A 19,226-nucleotide genomic window follows, 5' to 3' on the forward strand; every position below is an offset into this window, starting at 1 on the left:
AGGCCGGTAGCGCTGGCCGGATACTGTCTCTATCTGGTCGCGCTCTTCAATTCCGCATGCGCAACCGCAATGCGGGCAGCAAGCGCGGCGTTGTTGCGGACCAGCGCGATGTTGGCCTTCAGGCTGCGGCCTTGCGAAAGCTCATTGATGCGTGCGAGCAGAAATGGCGTTAGTTCCTTGCGCCCGATGCCGCGCTTCTCGGCCTCAGCCACGGCCGCTGCGATCGTGCCGTCGATGAACGCCGGATCGAGCGCGTCCGCTTCGGGGATAGGGTTGGCGACGAGAATGCCGGTGCCGGATTCCATCTCGTCATGCAGCAGCATGGCTCGCGCGATCTCGTCGGGCGTGTCGAGGCGATGATCGGCCTTGAGCCCGCTGGAGCGGGTGTAGAAAGCCGGAAAATCATCGCTCCCATAGGCGATCACCGGCACACGCTGAGTTTCCAGATATTCCAGCGTCTTCGCAATATCGAGGATCGACTTAACTCCGGCGCAGACGACGGTCGTGCCGGTTTGGCCGAGTTCGGTCAGGTCGGCGGAGATATCGAAAGTGGCTTCGGCGCCGCGATGCACGCCGCCGACACCGCCGGTCGCAAAAATGCCGATCCCGGCTAAAGCGGCGATCCGCATCGTCGCCGAGACGGTGGTTCCGGCCGAGCCGCCGCGCACCATGATGGCGGCGAGATCGCGCCCGGAAGCCTTGACCACGCCCTTTGCCGCTGCCAGCTCTTCCAGTTCACGGTCGTCGAGGCCAACCTTGATCTTGCCGGCGACCACTGCGATCGTGGCGGGCACGGCGCCGTTTTCACGCACTACGGTCTCGACACCACGGGCAGTTTCCAGATTGGCCGGATATGGCATGCCGTGGGTGATAATCGTCGATTCCAATGCCACCACCGCGCGGCCTTCATCAAGCGCAGCAGCGACTTCATCGTTCAGGTGGACAAGGAAAGGTTTCATATCATCTCGCTTTCAGGCAGGAATGCGGTACATGCCGGCGGCAAGGAAGCGCGGCGACAGATCGGGATGGACGCTGGATTCGCTCTCGGTGGTCAGTGTGGCAAGCAGCGCGCCGGTGCGCACGGCATGAGCGACCGGCTCACCCGAAAGCACCTTGTACAGTGTGCCGGCGATCATCGCGTCACCGGCGCCGGTGATATCGACGGGCTGGGCCGGGACGGAGTGCATGGTCGTCACACCGCTCTCGGTCGCAACGGCAAATCCATGCGCGCCCACGGTCACGATCACCTCGCCGGCGCCGGCCGCGCGCAGCGCTGCCGCTGCTTCCTCCGGCGTCAGCCGCCTGTCGGCATCCGTCATGCCGAGCATCGTATTGGCCTCGTCATGATTGGTGAACAGAAGATCGATGCCGGTCAGGTCCTTCGGCAGGCGCGCTGATTTCGGCGCCGATACCGTGTCGACTGCGAGCTTGAAGCGCGCACCCTGCTTGCGCGACATCAGTGCTGCGAGGGTCGCGGCCGGCAGATTGCAGTCGATGAACACCCATGTCGCCGAAGCCAGATGCGGCCAGAAGCGGTCAAGATAGGACGACGAAAACAGATCGAAGATCTCCATGTCGGCAATGCCGAGCACGAGGTCGTTGTTGCGGTCGAGGATGGCCGCGTATTCCGCCGTCGGCCGTTCCGTGGTGGTGATGACCTGGCTGACATCGGCGCCGAGGTCGCGCAGATGCCGCACCAGTGAGCGGCCGGTTTCATCGTCGCCGACGATCGAGACGAAGCTTATGTCGACGCCGAGGCGGGCAAGGTTTTCGGCGACGTTGCGGGCAACCCCGCCGAAGCTGCGATAGCCGTCGACCGGGTTCGACGTCTCGAAAATCAGATCCTTCTTGGCGTGGTATTTGCGGTCGAGCACCGCGCCGCCGACGCAGACCATGCGCTTGGACGTCGGCAAGACGTAACCACGGCCGAGAATGTATCCCTTGTTGACGAGTTGCACGATGTGGGCCGCGACCGTCGAGCGGGCGATGCCGAGTACCGTTGCTATGTCCTGCTGGCCGGCGAATGGGTTCGCCGCAATGAGGTCGAGAACCGCTTGTTCCTGTGCTCCAAGGTCGTCCATTGTCTCACCCGGCCGTCAAATTCGAGGCTGAACGCTTTCGCAACAACAGATGACATTGTCAACACTTGTTTCGACCGGCGGCATTTGACCAATCGGCGCTCCCGCGACTCTCTGCCAGCCGGACCAAGAAAACGGGTGAGCGCATTGAAGAAAGAAAGCTATTTCACCAAGGAGGACGAAAGTTGCTCTTGTCGGCGTGCAGCGCCAGGGAGGGACTGAGGCCTTAACGCGAGACGGCGAAGAGCGCTAAGCCTTCAGCACCGAGACGGCCAATTCGCTGTTGTGGACGTATTCGTTGGCGTCAGGCTGCTTCTGCACGAGCAGGATGAACAGCAGGTCGGTCAGCGTCAGTTGTGCGTCGCGTGCGGTTATCGACGAAGAGCGCGCGCGCTCTTCGTTGGCGATCGTGTGCAGGCGAATGTCGGCAACCCGGCTCAGCGGATTGTCGCGAAGTCCGGTGACGGCGATCACGGTCGTGCCACGTTTGCGGGCAAGTTCGGCTATCCGCAGGGTTTCGATGCTCGCCCCGGAATAGGAGAGCGCGAACAGCACGTCACCTCGTCCAAGCGTCGAGACATTGGCCATTTGCACGTGGCTGTCGCTGTCGTGCAGCACGTTGCGGCCGAGCTTCATCAGCTTGTAGGAGAAATCGCGCGCCACCAGCGAGGATGCGCCGACGCCGGCCAAATGAATGCGGCGCGCACCGTTCAACGCTTCGAGGGCCTTGCCGATTTCCTGCTCGGTGTTGGCCGCGACGGTCTGTTGCATCGACAAGAGCTTGCTGCCGATCAGCTTGCGCAAGATGACCAGATAGCTGTCGCCGACCTCGATCGAACCGTGGATCATGCCGGCCGGCACGTGCCATTCCTGCGACTTGGCCTCACTGACGGCGAGCTTAAGCTCCTGATAGCTGGAATAGCCGAGCTTCTGGCTGAACTTGACGACGCTCGACTGGCTGCGGCCGATCTCGGCGGCAAGCGCCGCCGTCGACAGGCGGAGCATCTGGTCGGGATTATCGACGATATACCGACCGATCTCGCGGTCGCCGGGCGCCATGACTTCGAGCTTGGCCTCGATCTTCTTCAGGACGGACATGCGTTCCTCCATTGCCTGTCATCGACAATGCCAAGCCAAGGAATAAATTATTCCGTCTCTGATTGACAGCGAAGAATGAACCATCAAATCTCGACTGGTGCGGTTGCGGCCCAGCCTTCGGGCATGTCGACGATTCGGACATGAAAGATCGTAGACACGCCGACAGCTCGGGATTAGGTCAGAGCCATGGACAAATTGCGGATCGTCGGCGGGCACAGGCTTGAGGGCGCGGTGACGATCTCCGGCGCCAAGAACGCGGCCTTGCCGCAAATAGCGGCGGCGTTGCTCAGCCCCTATCCGCTGCAGCTGACCAACCTGCCTGAGGTGACGGATGTCGACAACATGCTTGGCGTCGTCGGCCTTCATGGGGCCGAAGTCACCAGATCGGCGCATGCCGCCACAATCGATACCAGTGCTGCCGCTTCCAGGGAGACAAGCTACGATACCGTCAGGCGCATGCGCGCGACGGTGCTGGTTCTCGGTCCACTGCTTGCCCGCTTCGGCCATGCCCGAGTCTCGCTGCCTGGCGGCTGCGCGATCGGCGCACGGCCGGTCGACATGCATGTCGCCGCACTTGCCGCACTTGGCGCCGATATCGCGATCGAAAACGGACTGATCGTCGCGTCTGCGCCGAGCGGACTGAAAGGCGCGCGCATCGTTTTGAGCTCGCCGTCGGTCGGCGCGACCGAAACGGCGTTGATGGCGGCGACGACGGCAAACGGCGAGACCGAGATCCTCAACGCGGCCCGCGAGCCGGAGGTGGCCGATCTTGCCGCCTGCCTGAACGCCATGGGCGCGCGGATCGAGGGCGCCGGCACGCACCGCATCCTGATCGGGGACAGCACAGACTGGCGCGCCGCCACGCACGACATCATCCCGGACCGGATAGAGGCCGGCACCTATGCCGTCGCAGCGGCCATCACCGGCGGTCAGCTCGAGCTGACCCACGCGCGGCTCGAGCACATGGCATCCGTCGTCCAGCTGCTCGAAGCAGCCGGTGTGAAAATATGGCCGGGCGACCGCGGGCTGATCGTATCGAGAGACGGGCCGCTCAAGGCGGTCGACGTGACGACGGAGCCCTATCCGGGCTTTCCGACCGATCTCCAGGCGCAGTTCATGGCGTTGATGTGCTGTGCCGAGGGCGCTTCGCTGTTGCGCGAGACGATCTTCGAGAACCGCTTCATGCATGTGCCTGAACTGATGCGGCTCGGCGCCAATATCAAGCTGCAAGGCACCATGGCGCTGGTGCGCGGAGGCGAGAAGCTGAAGGGCGCGCAAGTGATGGCGACCGACCTGCGCGCCTCCGTCTCGCTGGTGCTGGCAGCGCTGGTGTCGGAGGGCGAGACGACGATCAATCGCGTCTATCATCTCGACCGCGGGTACGAGCAGTTGGACCGCAAGCTCCGGCTGTGCGGCGCCCAGATCGAACGAATAAGGCAATGAGTGCCGGTGGGGCGTCTCCGCATTATTTCCTGGGCGTCGATGGCGGCGGAACCGGCTGCCGGGCGCGTATCGAAGACGAGGCAGGAACCGTGCTCGGGCAAGGCCTGTCGGGCCCGGCGACAACGCGACTCGGTATAGAGGTGGCCTGGGCCTCGATTGCCAAAGCCTTTGGCGCGGCGATCGAAGAGGCAGGGTTCGCGGCGGCGGAAATCGCCAGGATCCGCGCGGGTATCGGTGTTGCCGGCATGGGCCGTAAGGGTGCGCTCGAGGCGTTTAATGGCATCGAACGACCCTTTGCGAGCATCGACTTCGTCAGCGACGGCGTCGCGGCTTGCCTTGGCGCGCATTCGGGTCAAGACGGCGCCATCGTCATAGCCGGGACCGGTTCGATCGGGCTCGGCTTTGTCGAAGGGCGCGACCTGCGCGTCGGCGGCTACGGTTTTCCGATTTCCGACGAGGGCAGCGGCGCCGATCTCGGACTGAAGGCAGTGCAGCTTGCCTTGCGAGCCCATGACGGCCGGCATGAGCGGACGGCGCTGCTGGCCGAGGTGATGCAGCGCTTCAAGGACGATCCGTTCGAGGCGGTGGCCTGGATGGACCGCGCCAGCGCGACGGACTATGCCGCCATGGCGCCGATGGTGATCCGCCATGCCGACCAGGGCGATCCGGCCGGTCGGCGGATCGTGCAAGGCGCTGCCGAGCAGATCGACACCTTCGTGCGGGTGCTGTTCGAAAAAGGCGCGCCGCGGGTTACGTTGCTCGGAGGGTTGTCCAGCCCGCTTGAGCCATGGCTCGCTCCCGACGTCCGCCGACGGCTGAAGCCGGCCGACGGCGATGCGGTTTCGGGAGCCATAATCCTGGCCAGAAAATCCCTCTGCCGCCAGTGATGCCTTGCTCGGCAAGGAATATAATATTCCTACTTTCCGTTGACAGAGGGAATATCGAATTCTAAAAAGTTAACGAAACAGAACCGGCGCAGCCGGTACGGAGCCGACGGCCAGGTGCAAGCACTGGACGCCGCTTGCCGCGGGCATCACAGTCCTGCTCGCAGTCGCACTTGAAAGTAAGCGAAGTGGTCGAACAAGGGTTGATGTCGGAGCTGGAGCGGCTGGTTTCCGAGGACCGGAACCCGAAAACCATGGACATCGATCTGTTGCCGACCCTCGAGGTGCTGCGCAAGATCAATGACGAGGACAAAGGCGTTGCGGCAGCCGTCGAGAAGGTCATCCCCGATATTGCTGCGGCCGTGGACCGGATCGTGAGCGCGTTCCAGAACGGTGCACGCCTTGTCTATATGGGGGCTGGCACCAGCGGCCGGCTCGGCGTCCTCGACGCCTCGGAATGTCCGCCGACCTTCGGCGTACCCGAGGACATGGTGGTGGGCCTGATCGCCGGCGGCGTCGACGCGCTGATGCACTCTGCGGAAGGCGCCGAGGACGATCCGAAACAGGGAATAAAGGCGCTGCAGGACATCAAGCTGACCGCTGGCGACGTGGTGGTCGGCATCGCTGTCAGCGGACGCACACCTTATGTGATCGGTGGCCTGACCTATGCCAAGGAAGTGGGAGCCACCACCGTGGCGTTGTCCTGCAATCCTCGATCGACCATTGCCGGCATTGCCGATATTGGCATCTCTCCGGTGGTTGGCCCGGAGGTCCTCACCGGCTCGACCCGGCTGAAATCGGGAACCGCGCAAAAGCTGGTGCTCAATATGCTGTCTACCGCCAGCATGATCCGCATCGGCAAGAGCTATCAGAACCTGATGGTTGACCTCAATCCAAGCAACAAGAAGCTTGTCGCAAGGGCGGTCAGGATCGTGATGCAGACGACCGGCTGCGCGGCACAGCAGGCACGACAGGCACTCGACCAGACCGGCAATGATGTAAAACTGGCAATCCTGGTGACGATCACCGGCATGGGTGTCGAAGAAGCACGTAAGGCGCTTGCCAACGCGGGAGGTTTCCTGCGCAAGGCGATAGGCGAAAAGACGGTGTAAGACCGCATGGATACTGGGCCGATGTTCCGGGGCGTGTGTCCCTTTGAAGCGGTCCGGGGAACTGCAAGGCATCTGGTTTAACAATAATGGGAGACGACAATGGTACGGCACATTGGCAAGAAACTGCTTACCGGCATGACGCTCGCGGCAATGGTTGCCATCGCCGCGCTACCGGTGCAGGCGAGTGCGGCGACGCTGCATATGGCGTGGTCGCAGGACGCCACCGGGCTTGATCCGCACAAGCAGACCGCATTCTCCTCACTGCGGCTGCTGGAGCTGATCTACGAACCGCTGGTGCGGCTCGACGCAAACCTGCAAATCACGCCCGCGATTGCCGATTCATGGCAGTTCTCGCCGGACGGCAAGGAGCTGAGCTTCAGGCTCAATCCGAAAGCAAAATTCCAGAACGGCGCCGCCGTGACCTCGGCCGACGTCAAGGCATCGTTCGAGCGCATACTCGACGAGAAGACGGGTGCTGCGGCGCGCGCCAACTTTCTCTCGATCGCCAGCATCGACACGCCCGATCCCGCCACCGTCGTGTTCCACCTCTCGCAGCCGGACGTGCCGATCCTGACGGCGATGAGCGACGTCAACGCGGCGATCGTCCCGGCAAGCGAAATCGCGGCCGGCTCGATCGGCACGACAACGATCGGCTCGGGTCCGTTCAAGCTCGAAAAATGGGATCCGAATTCCAAGGAAGTGCTTGTCGCCAACAAGGACTGGGCAGGCGGCGCGACCGGCGTCGACGGCATCGATATCAGCGTGCTGCCGGACGAGACGGCGATTCTGGCGGCGATGCGCACCAAGCAGATCGATTTTGCCCTGCTCAACGATCCGCTTGTCGCCACGCTGGTGCCCAAGGAAGCCAGCCTGCAGTTGAACCGCGTGCCGGTGCTTGCCTATCACGTGCTGCAGCTCAATCCTTCCCGCAAGCCGATGACCGAACTCAAGGTGCGTCAGGCGATTTCCTGCGCCATCGACCGGCAGGAAGTGCTGGACACCGCCTCGCTCGGCGAAGGCAAGGTCACCGGCCCGCTGACCATCCCGGCACTGGCGACCGATCCGAAGCAGTTGTTCTGCTATAAGCGCGACATTGAGAGGGCCAAGCAGTTGATGGCCGAAGCCGGCTATGCCGACGGCTTTTCGGCGACCGTGATCGGCGCCACCGGCGAGCCGCCGACGGCAGCGGCGGAAGCCCAGGTCATCCAGTCGCAACTCGCAGAAATCGGCGTCAAGCTCGACATCAAGATGATGGAGCTCAACGTCTATGTCGACGCCTGGCTGAAGGGCGATTTCGACATGGCAGTCGCGCTGAACGGCGGCAGGGCCGATCCCTACACTATGTACAACCGCTACTGGACCAAGACGGGCAATCTGCAGAAGGTGGCGAACTATATCGACGACACGCTGGACAGTCTTATGCAGAAGGGCCGCACCGAGACCGACCCGGCAGCGCGCAAAGCGATCTTCGCCGACTTCGAGAAGCACATCACTGAGATGTCGCCCTGGATCTGGCTCTACACGTCCTACAGCTACACGGCACAGCAGAAGAATATCGCAGGATTCGAACCGGTGCCGACAGGTTCGCTGTTCAGCCTCGCCAAGGTGACGATCCAGTAGCTGCTTCGATGCCGAACGAGAGGATATTCTTCGCGTGAACTATCTGATGCGGCGACTGGCGACCTTCCCTCTCGTCCTGCTTGGCGTGTCCATCGTGGTGTTCCTGGCGATCCGGATGGTTCCGGGCGATTCGATCACGGCAATGCTGGGGACCGAAGCCGGCCTGCTGACGCCGCAGCAGCGCGATGCGCTTGCAGCTTATTTCGGCATCGACCAGCCCTGGTTCATCCAATACTGGCGCTGGCTGCTTGGTCTTTTCCAAGGTAATCTCGGCATTTCGTCCACCTATGGCAGGCCGGTGCTCGACGTCATCCTCGAGCGTTTCCCGCTAACGCTGGAACTCGCCCTGCTGTCGATGGTCATCGCCCTGCTTGTCGGCATGCCGGCGGGGATCTTTGCCGCCACCCATAACGAAAAGCTGTCCGACCTCGGCGTGCGCGTTGTCGCAATGATCGGGCAGTCGACGCCGAACTTCGTCCTTGCCCTGCTGATCATCTACACGCTGTCGGCGGGGTTTGGCGTTTTGCCGGCGATGGGCGAGTTTTCGCCGCTGTGGCAGGATCCGCTGCGCAATCTCGGCCAGCTGTTGCTGCCTGCGGTCACGCTTGGATTTGCCTTCGCGGCTTCGGTGACCCGCATATCGCGTTCGGCGATGCTCGATGTGCTCAGCGACGACTATGTCAGGACGGCGCGCAGCAAGGGCGTTTCGGCGCGCGGCGTCATCTGGCGGCATGCTTTGCCCAACGCGCTCATCCCGGTCGTGACGCTGAGCGGCATAGAGTTCGGCTACCTCCTGGGCGGAGCTGTCATCGTCGAGCAGATCTATGCGCTGCCCGGTCTCGGCCGCATGGTGCTGGATGCCATCCAGCAGCGCGATTACGCGCTGGTGCAGGGAAGCGTGCTGTTCATCGCCTTCAACTTCATGATCGTCAATCTCCTCGTCGACCTCGCCTATGTCGCGCTCGACCCGCGTATCCGGCTAAGTGAGCACTGATGGCGACATTGCGGGCTATATTTGCGCATCCCAGCGGCCGCATCGGCGGTGCGATCGTTGCGCTTTATCTGCTGCTTGCCGTGCTTGGCATGCTGGGGCTGACGCCGCACAATCCGCTGACGCAGCACCGGGTCGAACGGCTCCATGCGCCTGATAGCACCTACTGGATGGGCACGGACCTATTCGGCCGCGATGTCGCAAGCCGCCTGATGACCGGGATCGGCCAGTCCTTCATCGTGGCCTTCTTTTCGGTCGCCGTCGCGACACTGGCCGGCACCGTGCTCGGGCTGGCGGCAGCCTGGTTCGGGCGCCGCTGGGACGGCCTAGTGATGCGCATCATGGACGTTGTGCTGGCGTTCCCGGCGATCCTGCTGGCGCTGCTGATCGTCGCGGTTGCGGGACCGGGAACCTCGACCAGCGTCATTGCCATCGCCATCGTCTACACACCGATCTTCACGCGCGTCGTGCGAGGTCCGGCTCTGTCGCTCAAGGCGCGCGAGTTCGTCGACGCGGCCCGCACGTTCGGCAGCAGTGCGGGCTATATCGTAACACGGCATCTGCTGCTCAATCTGGTGGCGCCACTGACGGTTCAGGTGACGCTGGCGCTGGCCTGGGCACTGCTGACCGAAGCCGGCTTAAGCTTCCTCGGGCTCGGCACGCAGCCGCCCGCCGCGTCGCTCGGCCTGATGCTGAGCGACAGCCGCAATCTGATGGAGACAGCTCCCTGGCTGATGATCTTCCCGGGCGTGGCGATCATGATCGGCATCCTCGGTTTCAACCTGCTCGGCGATGCGTTGCGCGATGTCCTCGACCCGAAGATGCGGAGATCGATCGCATGATCCCGCTGCTGTCCGTCAGCGGATTGCGCGTCGGCTTCGGCCGCAACCCGCAAGGCAACGAGGTCGTGCGCGGCGTCAGCTTCGATCTCGCCGACGGCGAAACGCTGGCCATCGTCGGCGAAAGCGGTTCGGGCAAATCGGTTACGGCGCTGTCGATCAATCGCCTTGTCGATTATGGCGGCGGCCGCATCACCGGCGGGTCGATCAAGCTGAGGCGGGCCGACGGCAGCACCTTCGACCTGACAGCCGCAGCCGAGCCGCAATTGACGAAGATCCGCGGGGGCGAAATCGGCATGATCTTCCAGGAGCCGATGACCTCGCTCAATCCGGTGCTGACCATTGGCTGGCAGATCGAGGAATCATTTCGCCTGCATCGCGGCCTGACCGGACGACAAGCAACGGCGGCGGCCAAGGACGCGCTCGACCGCGTGCGTATTCCGGACGCAGCGAGGCGGTTGAAATACACGCCCAACCAGCTGTCGGGCGGCATGCTGCAGCGGGTGATGATCGCCATGGCGATTGCGTGCAACCCGCGCCTCCTCATTGCCGACGAGCCAACGACGGCGCTGGATGTTACGGTGCAGGCGCAGATCATGGCGCTGCTCGCCGAGTTGAAGCAGGAAACCGGGATGTCGATGATCTTCATCACCCACGACATCGGTCTGGTTGCAGGCATCGCCGACAAGGTGATGGTGATGCAAGGCGGAGAAGCTGTCGAGCAGGGCGCATTGAACCAGATATTGGACGATCCGCAGCATCCCTATACGCGGCATCTGCTACATGCGGTTCCGCATTTCGCCGGCGGCAGCGCGACACGCAGGGACGCGCAACGCGAAAAGCAAAAAGCTGCCGAGCCGGCGCTGAAGGTCGATGGCCTCGTAGTGCGATTTCCGGTCAAGGGTGGTTTTCTCAGCCGTACCAGCGGTGCCGTCCATGCCGTGGACGGTGTGGATTTCGAGCTAATGCCGGGCGAGACATTGGCGGTCGTCGGCGAGAGCGGTTCCGGAAAGTCCACCACCGCCCGCGCGATTCTGGGGCTGGTGCGCTCGACGCGCGGCACAATCTCGGCCAGCGCGCGCAAGGCCGCCGCCGGGCAGAGCGCCCTTCCCGTGCAGATGGTGTTCCAGAATCCCTATGGCTCGCTCAATCCCAGACTCACCGTCGAAAACCTCCTCGCAGAGCCGGTGATCGCTACCGGCGGACGGATAACTGCTGAAACGCGGGCGAAAATGGCCGCGCTGCTGAAACGCGTCGGCCTGCCGGAAAACAGCCTGCAGCGCTATCCGCACGAATTCTCCGGCGGCCAGCGGCAACGCCTGTGCATCGCTCGCGCGCTGATGCTCAATCCTTCGGTTATCGTCCTCGACGAAGCGGTTTCGGCGCTCGATGTGTCGGTGCAGGCCAGGGTGTTGAAGCTTTTGATCGAGCTGCAGCGTGAATTCGGGCTGGCCTATCTGTTCATCTCGCATGACATGGCTGTCGTCGAGCGGATCGCCCATCGCATCGCGGTCATCTATGCCGGCCAGATTGTCGAGATCGGCGATGCCAGATCGGTGCTCTCGGAGCCGAAGCACTCCTATACCAAACAGCTTATCGCGGCCGTTCCTACTATAGACCGACGGCATAAACGTTTCGAGCTGGACACGCGCCAGGTCCCCTCGCTCGTGCGTCCGCTGGGGTTTGAGCCGGGCCCGGCCAATTGGCAGCAATTCGGGCCGGATCATAGAGCACGGGTGGAAGTGTGATGATTGTCGCCCAAGGATATGAAAGGCCGGAGGGACAGCCCCATCGCTGCCTTCCAAACGGAGGCGTAGTTGATCGACCATGATCTCTTCTCCCGCGCATTCGCCCCGCTCGAAGCGGCCGTGGCCGCATCGCGCATTCCGGGCGGCGTGCTCGGCATAGTTGACGGGGACGGCGAACGCATCGTCCGGGCAATCGGCTCAGCCCAAGTCGTGCCCAAGATACGGCCGATGCATGTCGGGACATGGTTCGACCTGGCATCCCTGACCAAAGTCATCTTCACCACGTCGCGTATCCTGGCACTGGCGGAAGAAGGCGTCATCGACCTCGACGCGCCGCTGATTTCCGCCCTGCCCGACCTTCGCCAATATGACGAAAAAGCCTGGGAACGGAACGTAACGTTTCGCCAGTGTCTCGGCCATCAGACACCATTTCCCGCCGTCGCGCCAATCTACACCTATGGGCGTGACCCCGAGCTGCTGCGCGCCTTCATCCTGCAGCGCGAATGGCAGGCTGGCGAGCCGGTCTATTCCGATATCAACTTCATCCTGCTCGGCTTCGTCCTGGAGCGCCTGTCTGGCAAGACCATTCGCGACATAGATCCCGGTCCGGGCTTCGCGTTCTCCGCCGAACCGGATCAAGCGGCGGCGACCGAAGACTGCACATGGCGCCATCGCGTGCTCTGCGGCGAAGTCCACGACGACAATTGCTCGGCCTTGCAAGGTGCCGGTCACGCCGGCCTGTTCGGAACGGCGGCTTCGGTCCTCGACTTTGCGCAAGGGCTGCTGGACGGGACCGGCGCGTCGCAGCGTTCGATCGCGCTAATGCGCACGCCCTTGTCGGCAACCCGCACCCATGGCTGGGAGCGACCCTACGAAGGCTGGTCCGGCGGCCGGTTATGCAGCCCCGAAACCATCGGGCATACCGGCTTTACCGGTGTCGGGCTGTGGGTCGACTTCGACAAAGGCAGAGCCTGGACCTTGCTCACCAACCGGATCCATCCGACACGTCATTTCAACAGCGGGATCGCAGCGCTTCGCCAAGCGGTCGGCGATCTCGTCAACGGAGCCTGACAACCATGAATCCGAAAAATGGCGAACCCATGTGGGCCGTCGGCCTGATGACCGGCACCGTGCTGGACGGCAATATCGATGTCGCGCTGATCAAGACCGACGGCGAACGGATTGACGACTTCGGCATCTACACGCTGGCCCCCTACCCGCAGTCGATCCGGACCTTGCTGGAAGAGACGCTGCGGCAGGCAAGGAGCTGGAATTTCACAGGGCCGGAACCGGCAATCTTCCACGAGGCAGAGGAAGCGCTGACGCGCGCCCAGTCCGCGGCGGTCAAGGATCTGGTCGAAAGCCACGGGCTGACGATGGCCGATATAGGGGTCGTCGGCTTCCACGGCCAGACCGTGCTGCACCGTGCCCCGCAAGTGGGCCGACTGGGCCAGACCCGCCAGCTTGGCGACGGCGAGCTGATGCATGCCATCCTTGGCACCAGGGTCGCCTATGACTTCCGCTCGGCCGACATGCGCGCCGGCGGCCAGGGCGCGCCGCTGTCGGCCGCCTATCACGCCGCGCTGCTGCGCGAAGCCGACGCCACCGGCGACACGGCGGTGCTCAATCTCGGCGGCGTCGCCAACATCACCTGGTGGGACGGCACGGACAATGTTGTTGCCTTCGACACCGGGCCCGCCAACGCACCGCTGAACGATTTCATCAAATCGAAGGGGCTCGGCGAAATGGACCGCGACGGCGCCCTTGCCCGCGCCGGCACGGTCGACGAGGCACGGCTGGCCAAGCTCCTGCAGCATCCGTATTTGACCAAACCCTATCCGAAATCGCTGGACCGTTTCGATTTCGGCGCCTCGATGGCGGACGGAATGAACGCCGAGGATGGCGCAGCCCTGCTGACGGCCTTCACCGCGGCCGCCGTCGGCAAGGCGCTCGATCTTCTGCCGCGCCGGCCGAAGCGGCTGGTGGTCAGCGGTGGCGGTCGACACAACCCAACGATCATGGCCATGCTTGCCAGCCGCGCTGGCGTCGAAGCGGTTCCGGCCGAGGCGCTTGGCTGGAAGGGCGATGCGGTGGAGGCGGAGTGTTTTGCGTTCCTGGCAGTGCGCGTGCTCAGAGGCTTGCCGATCAGCTTCCCCAGTACGACCGGCGTGCCCCAGCCGATGCGCGGCGGACGCCTTGCCAGCTAACTAAGCCAACAATTTCTTCTGCAGGAAGATACGGCTGCGGCCAATGGGGAAATCGGCAAGCACGCCGAAGGGCAAATAGCCCTGGCGCTCATAGGCCTTGGCGGCCTTGGGATTGAACGTGTCGATCCAGGCGCCGTGACAGTCGCGCGCGATCGCCTCCCTCTCGGCCGCTTCGAGCATCCTGCCAGCCATGCGGTGACCGCGCAGTTTTTCATCGACCCAGAGCCATTGCACATAGAGCCAGCCCCAGGCTGTATATCCCGAGATGCCGGCGACAATAGCGCCGTGCTCATCGCGCACGAACACGGCCAATGCCTTCCTGCAGGAGGCGCCGACATCACTGTCGTTGAACGCCGCAAGCCGCTCTCCGAGAAAAGCCAGCTCGTGCGGCAAGGGATCGGCGGTTGTCTCAAGCGTTGTATTGTCCATCCACCAAGCATCTATCGAAGGACGGGACCGAGAAGCAAGCCTTGCTGCGCTATAGCTTCGGCGAACGCCACGCCGCTGCCGCAGCAGCGATTAGCATGAGCAAAGCTGCAATCACCGCCGATGCTGCAAAACCGAACGTGGAATAGAGCGGTCCGAACGCCGTGGTGCCGACGAACACCGCAAGATAGGTCACCGCGCTGTTCAAACCCATGATCGTGCCGCGACGCGCAGGGTCGAGCGCCGACAGGCGCATCACCAGGACGTTCAGCCCGAAATGATTGGCAAGGCCCCAGACGGCTATCACCGCTATGGTCAGATGAAAACTACTGCTTGCCGCGGCAATCACGACATAGACGACCGCGACAAGCAGATAGGCAAATGGCATGACACGCCGCGCGCCCAGGCGGTCGATAACGCCGTCAAGAAGTGCCGCCGCACCAAATCCGGCGCCATAAGCGAGCGCGGCCAGCCCGTTGGCGCTGACCGGCCGTCCCAAGCCATTGTGAAGGTGATCGCCAAGATAGCCGTAGACACCGTAGAACGCGGTCATGAATGCGGCGCAGGCAACCAGAAGCGGCACTATGCCAGGGACGCTCAAGGCGCCCAGCGGCGTCGGCGCCGGGCCGCTCTTCCTGACATCGCTCAGCGACGTCAGCGCCAGGCTTGCCAATGCGAGTGCTGCGAGCACCGCGACCGCCGTGAAAACGGCGCGCCAATGCACCAGGTCGGCAAGTACGGCCGACAGCGAAACCCCGGCGACCATGCTCAGCGTCCAGCCGGTCAGCACGACGCCTATGGTGCCGCTTTCGCGGCCGGGCGGTGCAATCGCGGCTGAGCTGGCGTAGATTGCCGGCATGGCGACACCTGCAGCGATGCCGGCGAGAAGCTGGGCCGCGACCAGCGCCGTCACCGTCGGCGCAGCAGCGCTGGCGACGAGCGCTATCGCCAGCAGCAGCAACGCTCCTTGCAGCATGCGGCGGGCACCAAGCCGGTCGATATAGCGCGCCAGGAACAAGGCGCTTGCCGACGTCCCGAGCCCGAACGCGGCCGACGCGATCATAACCGCCGGCACGCTTGTGCCGAAGGACGCGGCCACCGCCGGCGCGATCGGACCGAGCACCAGCGAGTTCGAGCCGATCACGGCAATGCACCCCGTCAGCAGGTAAGCGAGTGCCGGGATTGGCGGCTTGGGGGCCGCTGCGAATGTAGCGACTTGATCAGTGTTCGACATATGGCAATAATGGCCGTATTAAATTCTGCATCAATCGGGAATTTTAATATGGATGAAGAAACAGATGGCATTCCGCAGAACAGGCCTGCCGCCCGCGATATCGATGCAACCGACCGAAAAATATTAGGCGTTCTGGTCGACGACGCCACGATCAGCTATGCCGAGCTCGGCGACCGCGTCGGCCTTTCACCGCCGGCAGCCCATGAACGCGTCAAGCGCCTCCGGCGCAGCGGCACCATCCGCAACACCGCGGCCATCATCGACCCCAAGGCGGTGCGCAAGCCGCTGCTCGCCTTCGTCCATATCGATACCAAGGGGTGGGGAAAGACGCCGGAGCTGATGGCGATCTCCGAGCACCCCGAAGTCGAGGAGATCCATTCGGTGGCCGGCGACACATGCATGCTGATCAAGGTCCGCACCGAGGACACGCGGGCACTCGAAGGCCTGCTGTCGCGCCTCTACGAAACGCCTGGCGTCACCTCGACCCGAAGCTATGTGGTCCTGTCGACCTATCTCGAGCGGCCAGTGCAGCCCGGGATAACGACGGAATGGCCGACCCCCCGGCATATGGCCAAGCCGCTTTATTAGCTCAAACGATTCTCACGCGTATCCAAAGTCGAACCGGAAACGTCTTAGGCACTGCATCCTGTGGTCATCCGTCGGGCCGGTTCGTTTGCGCCGGTTCTTGGATCCGACGGGATGCCTGTTGCGCAACCGGAGACACGCGATGAGAAAATTAATCGTAGGCAGCTTCATTTCGCTGGACGGCGTCATCGAAGCACCAATGGAATGGGCGTCACCGTTCTTCGACGAAGAGATGAAGGAACACTCCTATGAAAAGGCCGGCGAGGCGGATTTTTTCCTGCTCGGCCGCGTCACCTACGAAATGTTTTCGGCGCGTTGGCCGCAGGTCAAAGGCAGCAAGTACATGGATCGCATGAACGGGCTGAAGAAGCTCGTCGCGTCGCGCAGCCTCAAGGAAGTGAGCTGGAACGCGTCGCTGATCGAAGGCGACATCGCTGCCGAAATTGCCAGGATCAAGCAGCAGGCCGGCGGCAACATTTTGAAGTACGGAGTGAGCAATCTCGACCAGACGCTGCTCGCCAACAGGCTTGTCGACGAGTATCAGCTCTCGATCGTGCCGACCCGCGTCGGACATGGCAAACGCGCTTTCCAGGATGTCGACCCGTCCCTGGTCAGACTGGAGCTTATAGATACCCACCGTTTCAAGAACGGCGTCATTACGTTGACCTATGTCCCGCTATGATCCGTATGCCATGAAGATGCAGCCAAGACTTGACCCGACCGGGCTTTTCGACGTCCGCTACGCCGGTTTTCTGGAGACAGTCGCGCATTTGCGTGGACGGCTGCACCGCTACTGTGCACGCATGACCGGTTCAACGCTCGACGCCGAAGACGTGATGCAAGAGGCGCTGTTCGAGGCCTATCGGAAGATCGAGAAGCTGGACGATGCGAGTGCTCTTCGCCCCTGGCTTTTTCGCATTGCACATAATCGCTGCATCGATTTTCTGCGAAGCCGGCAGGTGCGTCAGCATGCGGAGGCCAATTTCGCCGAAGACGAGATCATCCTGCCGGTCGAGCCGGCGGGCCAGGGCGCGGATCGCGCGATCGAACGGCTGGTGATCCACCTGCCGCCCAAAGAACGCGCCTGCGTCCTGCTCAAGGACGTCTTCGACTATTCGCTGGAAGAGATCGCCGACCTCGTCGGCTCGACCGTGGGCGGCGTCAAGGCTGCGTTGAGCCGTGGCCGTTCGAAATTGGCCGCCTTGTCAGGCGACCCAATCGTCCGTTCGGAGCCCCAACGCGATCCGGAATTCCTGGAATTGCTCAGCCGCTATGTCGAACTGTTCAACCGCCGCGACTGGGATGGGGTACGGGCGTTGACCAGCGCCGACGCACAATTGCGTGTCGCGGATTGCTTCAAGGGCAGGCTGTCGGAATCACCTTACTTCGTTGAATATGAAAGAGCCTCGACGACCTGGAAAATGGCGGTTGGCGAGATCGATGGCCAGGCGGTGCTGCTAGTGCTCCACCATGGCGAAAACGGTTGGAAGCCGGCCCATCCGGTTCGGATCGAAGCCGCCGGCGGGACCATAAATCGCATCGCCGATTACTATGCCTGCCCTTGGATCATGCCGGCGGCAGGTGCGGTGGTCGTTTCCAGGCCGGCCTAACCAGCGGCAGGACATGCAAGTGGCCGGCATCAACCTCATTGAAATGGGATCGACGCCGGACAAGACATAGGCGGCTTACTGAAGCTTCGCCTGCAGGGCGTTGACGTCATCCGTCGTCATTTCGCCGTCGGTCGTCACCTTGCCATCGACGATCTTCCAGAGGCGGAACGGGCCGGTGATGTCGCCGTATTTGTCGAAGGCGACCGGGCCGATGACGCCTTCGTAGCGGATCGGCTTGCCATCCTTGATCAGGCCGAGCGCCTTGGCGAACTCGTCCTTGCCGGCATAGATCGCCGTGCCGGCCGGGTCGACCGCCTTGTACATCGCGTCCTTGATCTTGGCCGGATCCTCGGAGCCGGCAATGGCGATGGCCAAGCCGACGATGGCGCCGGCATCATACGACCGGTCGGCCGCCGGGTTCGACGGTTCGATGCCCGAAAATTCCTTGTAGTTCTTGGTGAAATACTCGGTCGATGCGGTCGGACTGGTGCCGGAGGAAGTGCCGTACGCATCCTTCAGGTAATCCGCGCCAACGGATTCGATGAAGTCCGGGCTGTTCATGCCGTCATTGAGCAGGAATTTCTGGACACCGCCCTGCGAAATCCAGGTGCGGGCGATGGTTGCGCCGTCGACAGGCGTGCTGACGAGATAAAGCCCGTCGGGCTCGCCAGCCATCGCCGCCGTCACTTCCGAGGCATAGCTCGACTGCTTTTCATTGTAGGGCGTGTCGGAGACAATGGTGCCGCCGAGTGCCTTATAGGCGCGCGAAAATTCCGCCACCATGTTGACGCCGAAGTCGTTGTTGACGTGGATGACCGACAGCTTCTTGAAGCCTTTGTCGATGGCATATTTGGCGGCAGCGACGCCCTGCAGCGCATCAGATGTGATGGTGCGGAAGAAGATGCCGTTGGTCTTGCCGTCGCGCCCGAGCGCCGTCAGCGTCGGCGACGAGGAAGCAGGCGACACCTGGACTATCTTGGCCGGAGCGGTGACCGAGGTCAGGATCGGGATCGACACCGAGGAGATGATGCCGCCGATGATCACCGGCACCTTCTTGACCTGCACGAGCTGCGTCGCGGCGTCGACCGCAATGTTGCCCTGGCTCTGGCTGTCGCGCGTGTCGGTCGCGAGATCGCAGCCGCGGACGCCGCCCGCATCGTTGATGTCGCGGAAGGCCATCTCGACCGATTTGGCGCCGGCCTGGCCGTACTCGCCGGCCGGGCCTGTCAGTTCCATGACGAGGCCGACGGTGATCTTGCAATCGGCGGCTTGCGCTGCGCCGGCCGCTGTCAGCAGTGCGAGCGCGGTGGTGATCTGAAGTATGGTCTTTTTCATTGTTGTTCCCCTTTCG

18 protein-coding genes are annotated in these 19,226 nt (G+C 62.9%); 12 read left to right on the forward strand and 6 right to left on the reverse strand.

Annotation, left to right across the window (positions count from 1 at the left end):
- Positions 1-29: 29 nt before the first annotated feature.
- From NKJ28_RS05540 to NKJ28_RS05550, 3 genes are all read right to left on the reverse strand, one after another.
- Positions 30-959: a pseudouridine-5'-phosphate glycosidase gene (locus NKJ28_RS05540; protein ID WP_023676041.1), complete on the reverse strand. Its 930-nt coding sequence runs from the start codon at positions 957-959 to the stop codon at positions 30-32.
- Positions 960-971: 12 nt separating this feature from the next.
- Positions 972-2,081 (reverse strand): carbohydrate kinase, encoded by a 1,110-nt coding sequence (locus NKJ28_RS05545; protein ID WP_352634433.1) that lies wholly within the window; start codon positions 2,079-2,081, stop codon positions 972-974.
- A gap of 246 nt (positions 2,082-2,327) precedes the next feature.
- Entirely contained in the window at positions 2,328-3,176 is an 849-nt protein-coding gene (locus NKJ28_RS05550; protein ID WP_352634435.1) for a MurR/RpiR family transcriptional regulator, read from the reverse strand.
- A gap of 186 nt (positions 3,177-3,362) precedes the next feature.
- Here NKJ28_RS05550 and murA point away from each other — a divergent pair, with 186 nt between their 5' ends.
- The 9 genes from murA to NKJ28_RS05595 all read left to right on the forward strand — a co-directional run bounded on the left by murA (position 3,363) and on the right by NKJ28_RS05595 (position 14,020).
- Positions 3,363-4,619 (forward strand): UDP-N-acetylglucosamine 1-carboxyvinyltransferase, encoded by a 1,257-nt coding sequence (murA, locus tag NKJ28_RS05555; RefSeq protein WP_352634437.1) that lies wholly within the window; start codon positions 3,363-3,365, stop codon positions 4,617-4,619.
- A complete protein-coding gene (locus NKJ28_RS05560; protein WP_352634439.1) occupies positions 4,616-5,506 on the forward strand; it encodes a glucosamine kinase nucleotide-binding domain-containing protein in 891 nt (296 codons plus the stop codon). The genes murA and NKJ28_RS05560 overlap by 4 nt, the downstream gene beginning before the upstream one ends.
- A 185-nt stretch (positions 5,507-5,691) precedes the next feature.
- Positions 5,692-6,615 carry an N-acetylmuramic acid 6-phosphate etherase gene (gene murQ, locus NKJ28_RS05565; RefSeq protein WP_352569444.1) on the forward strand — a complete coding sequence of 308 codons (924 nt, stop codon included), beginning with the start codon at positions 5,692-5,694 and terminating at the stop codon, positions 6,613-6,615.
- A 99-nt stretch (positions 6,616-6,714) separates the two neighbouring features.
- On the forward strand, positions 6,715-8,235 hold the full coding sequence (locus NKJ28_RS05570; protein WP_352634441.1) for an ABC transporter substrate-binding protein: 1,521 nt from the start codon (positions 6,715-6,717) through the stop codon (positions 8,233-8,235).
- Between the two features lie 34 nt (positions 8,236-8,269).
- Positions 8,270-9,229: an ABC transporter permease gene (locus NKJ28_RS05575; RefSeq protein ID WP_352634443.1), complete on the forward strand. Its 960-nt coding sequence runs from the start codon at positions 8,270-8,272 to the stop codon at positions 9,227-9,229.
- A complete protein-coding gene (locus tag NKJ28_RS05580) occupies positions 9,229-10,068 on the forward strand; it encodes an ABC transporter permease (protein ID WP_023676049.1) in 840 nt (279 codons plus the stop codon). Before NKJ28_RS05575 ends, NKJ28_RS05580 begins: the two co-directional genes overlap by 1 nt.
- Complete coding sequence (locus tag NKJ28_RS05585; protein WP_352634445.1) at positions 10,065-11,813, forward strand: ABC transporter ATP-binding protein; 1,749 nt, start codon at positions 10,065-10,067, stop codon at positions 11,811-11,813. Before NKJ28_RS05580 ends, NKJ28_RS05585 begins: the two co-directional genes overlap by 4 nt.
- A 69-nt stretch (positions 11,814-11,882) precedes the next feature.
- Positions 11,883-12,884 carry a serine hydrolase domain-containing protein gene (locus NKJ28_RS05590; protein WP_352590307.1) on the forward strand — a complete coding sequence of 334 codons (1,002 nt, stop codon included), beginning with the start codon at positions 11,883-11,885 and terminating at the stop codon, positions 12,882-12,884.
- A 5-nt stretch (positions 12,885-12,889) separates the two neighbouring features.
- Positions 12,890-14,020: an anhydro-N-acetylmuramic acid kinase gene (locus NKJ28_RS05595; RefSeq protein WP_031211590.1), complete on the forward strand. Its 1,131-nt coding sequence runs from the start codon at positions 12,890-12,892 to the stop codon at positions 14,018-14,020.
- On the opposite strand, the gene NKJ28_RS05600 is transcribed toward NKJ28_RS05595, so the two are convergent.
- The gene (locus NKJ28_RS05600) at positions 14,021-14,449 is read right to left on the reverse strand and encodes a GNAT family N-acetyltransferase (protein WP_023676053.1); all 429 of its coding nucleotides are present in this window, start codon (positions 14,447-14,449) and stop codon (positions 14,021-14,023) included. It lies immediately after the preceding gene.
- Between the two features lie 49 nt (positions 14,450-14,498).
- Positions 14,499-15,680 carry an MFS transporter gene (locus NKJ28_RS05605; protein WP_352634449.1) on the reverse strand — a complete coding sequence of 394 codons (1,182 nt, stop codon included), beginning with the start codon at positions 15,678-15,680 and terminating at the stop codon, positions 14,499-14,501.
- A gap of 48 nt (positions 15,681-15,728) precedes the next feature.
- Between NKJ28_RS05605 and NKJ28_RS05610 the strand changes: the two genes are divergently transcribed.
- The 3 genes from NKJ28_RS05610 (at position 15,729) to NKJ28_RS05620 (ending at position 17,875) form a co-directional block, all read left to right on the forward strand.
- Entirely contained in the window at positions 15,729-16,268 is a 540-nt protein-coding gene (locus NKJ28_RS05610; RefSeq protein ID WP_023676055.1) for an Lrp/AsnC family transcriptional regulator, read from the forward strand.
- Positions 16,269-16,407: 139 nt separating this feature from the next.
- Entirely contained in the window at positions 16,408-16,947 is a 540-nt protein-coding gene (locus NKJ28_RS05615) for a dihydrofolate reductase family protein (RefSeq protein WP_023676056.1), read from the forward strand.
- Between the two features lie 10 nt (positions 16,948-16,957).
- Entirely contained in the window at positions 16,958-17,875 is a 918-nt protein-coding gene (locus NKJ28_RS05620) for a sigma-70 family RNA polymerase sigma factor (RefSeq protein ID WP_036238331.1), read from the forward strand.
- Positions 17,876-17,950: 75 nt separating this feature from the next.
- On the opposite strand, the gene NKJ28_RS05625 is transcribed toward NKJ28_RS05620, so the two are convergent.
- Positions 17,951-19,210 carry an ABC transporter substrate-binding protein gene (locus NKJ28_RS05625; protein WP_352634452.1) on the reverse strand — a complete coding sequence of 420 codons (1,260 nt, stop codon included), beginning with the start codon at positions 19,208-19,210 and terminating at the stop codon, positions 17,951-17,953.
- Between the last annotated feature and the right edge of the window lie 16 nt (positions 19,211-19,226).

This window comes from Mesorhizobium sp. M0145 (assembly GCF_040322355.1).
Taxonomy (GTDB): domain Bacteria; phylum Pseudomonadota; class Alphaproteobacteria; order Rhizobiales; family Rhizobiaceae; genus Mesorhizobium.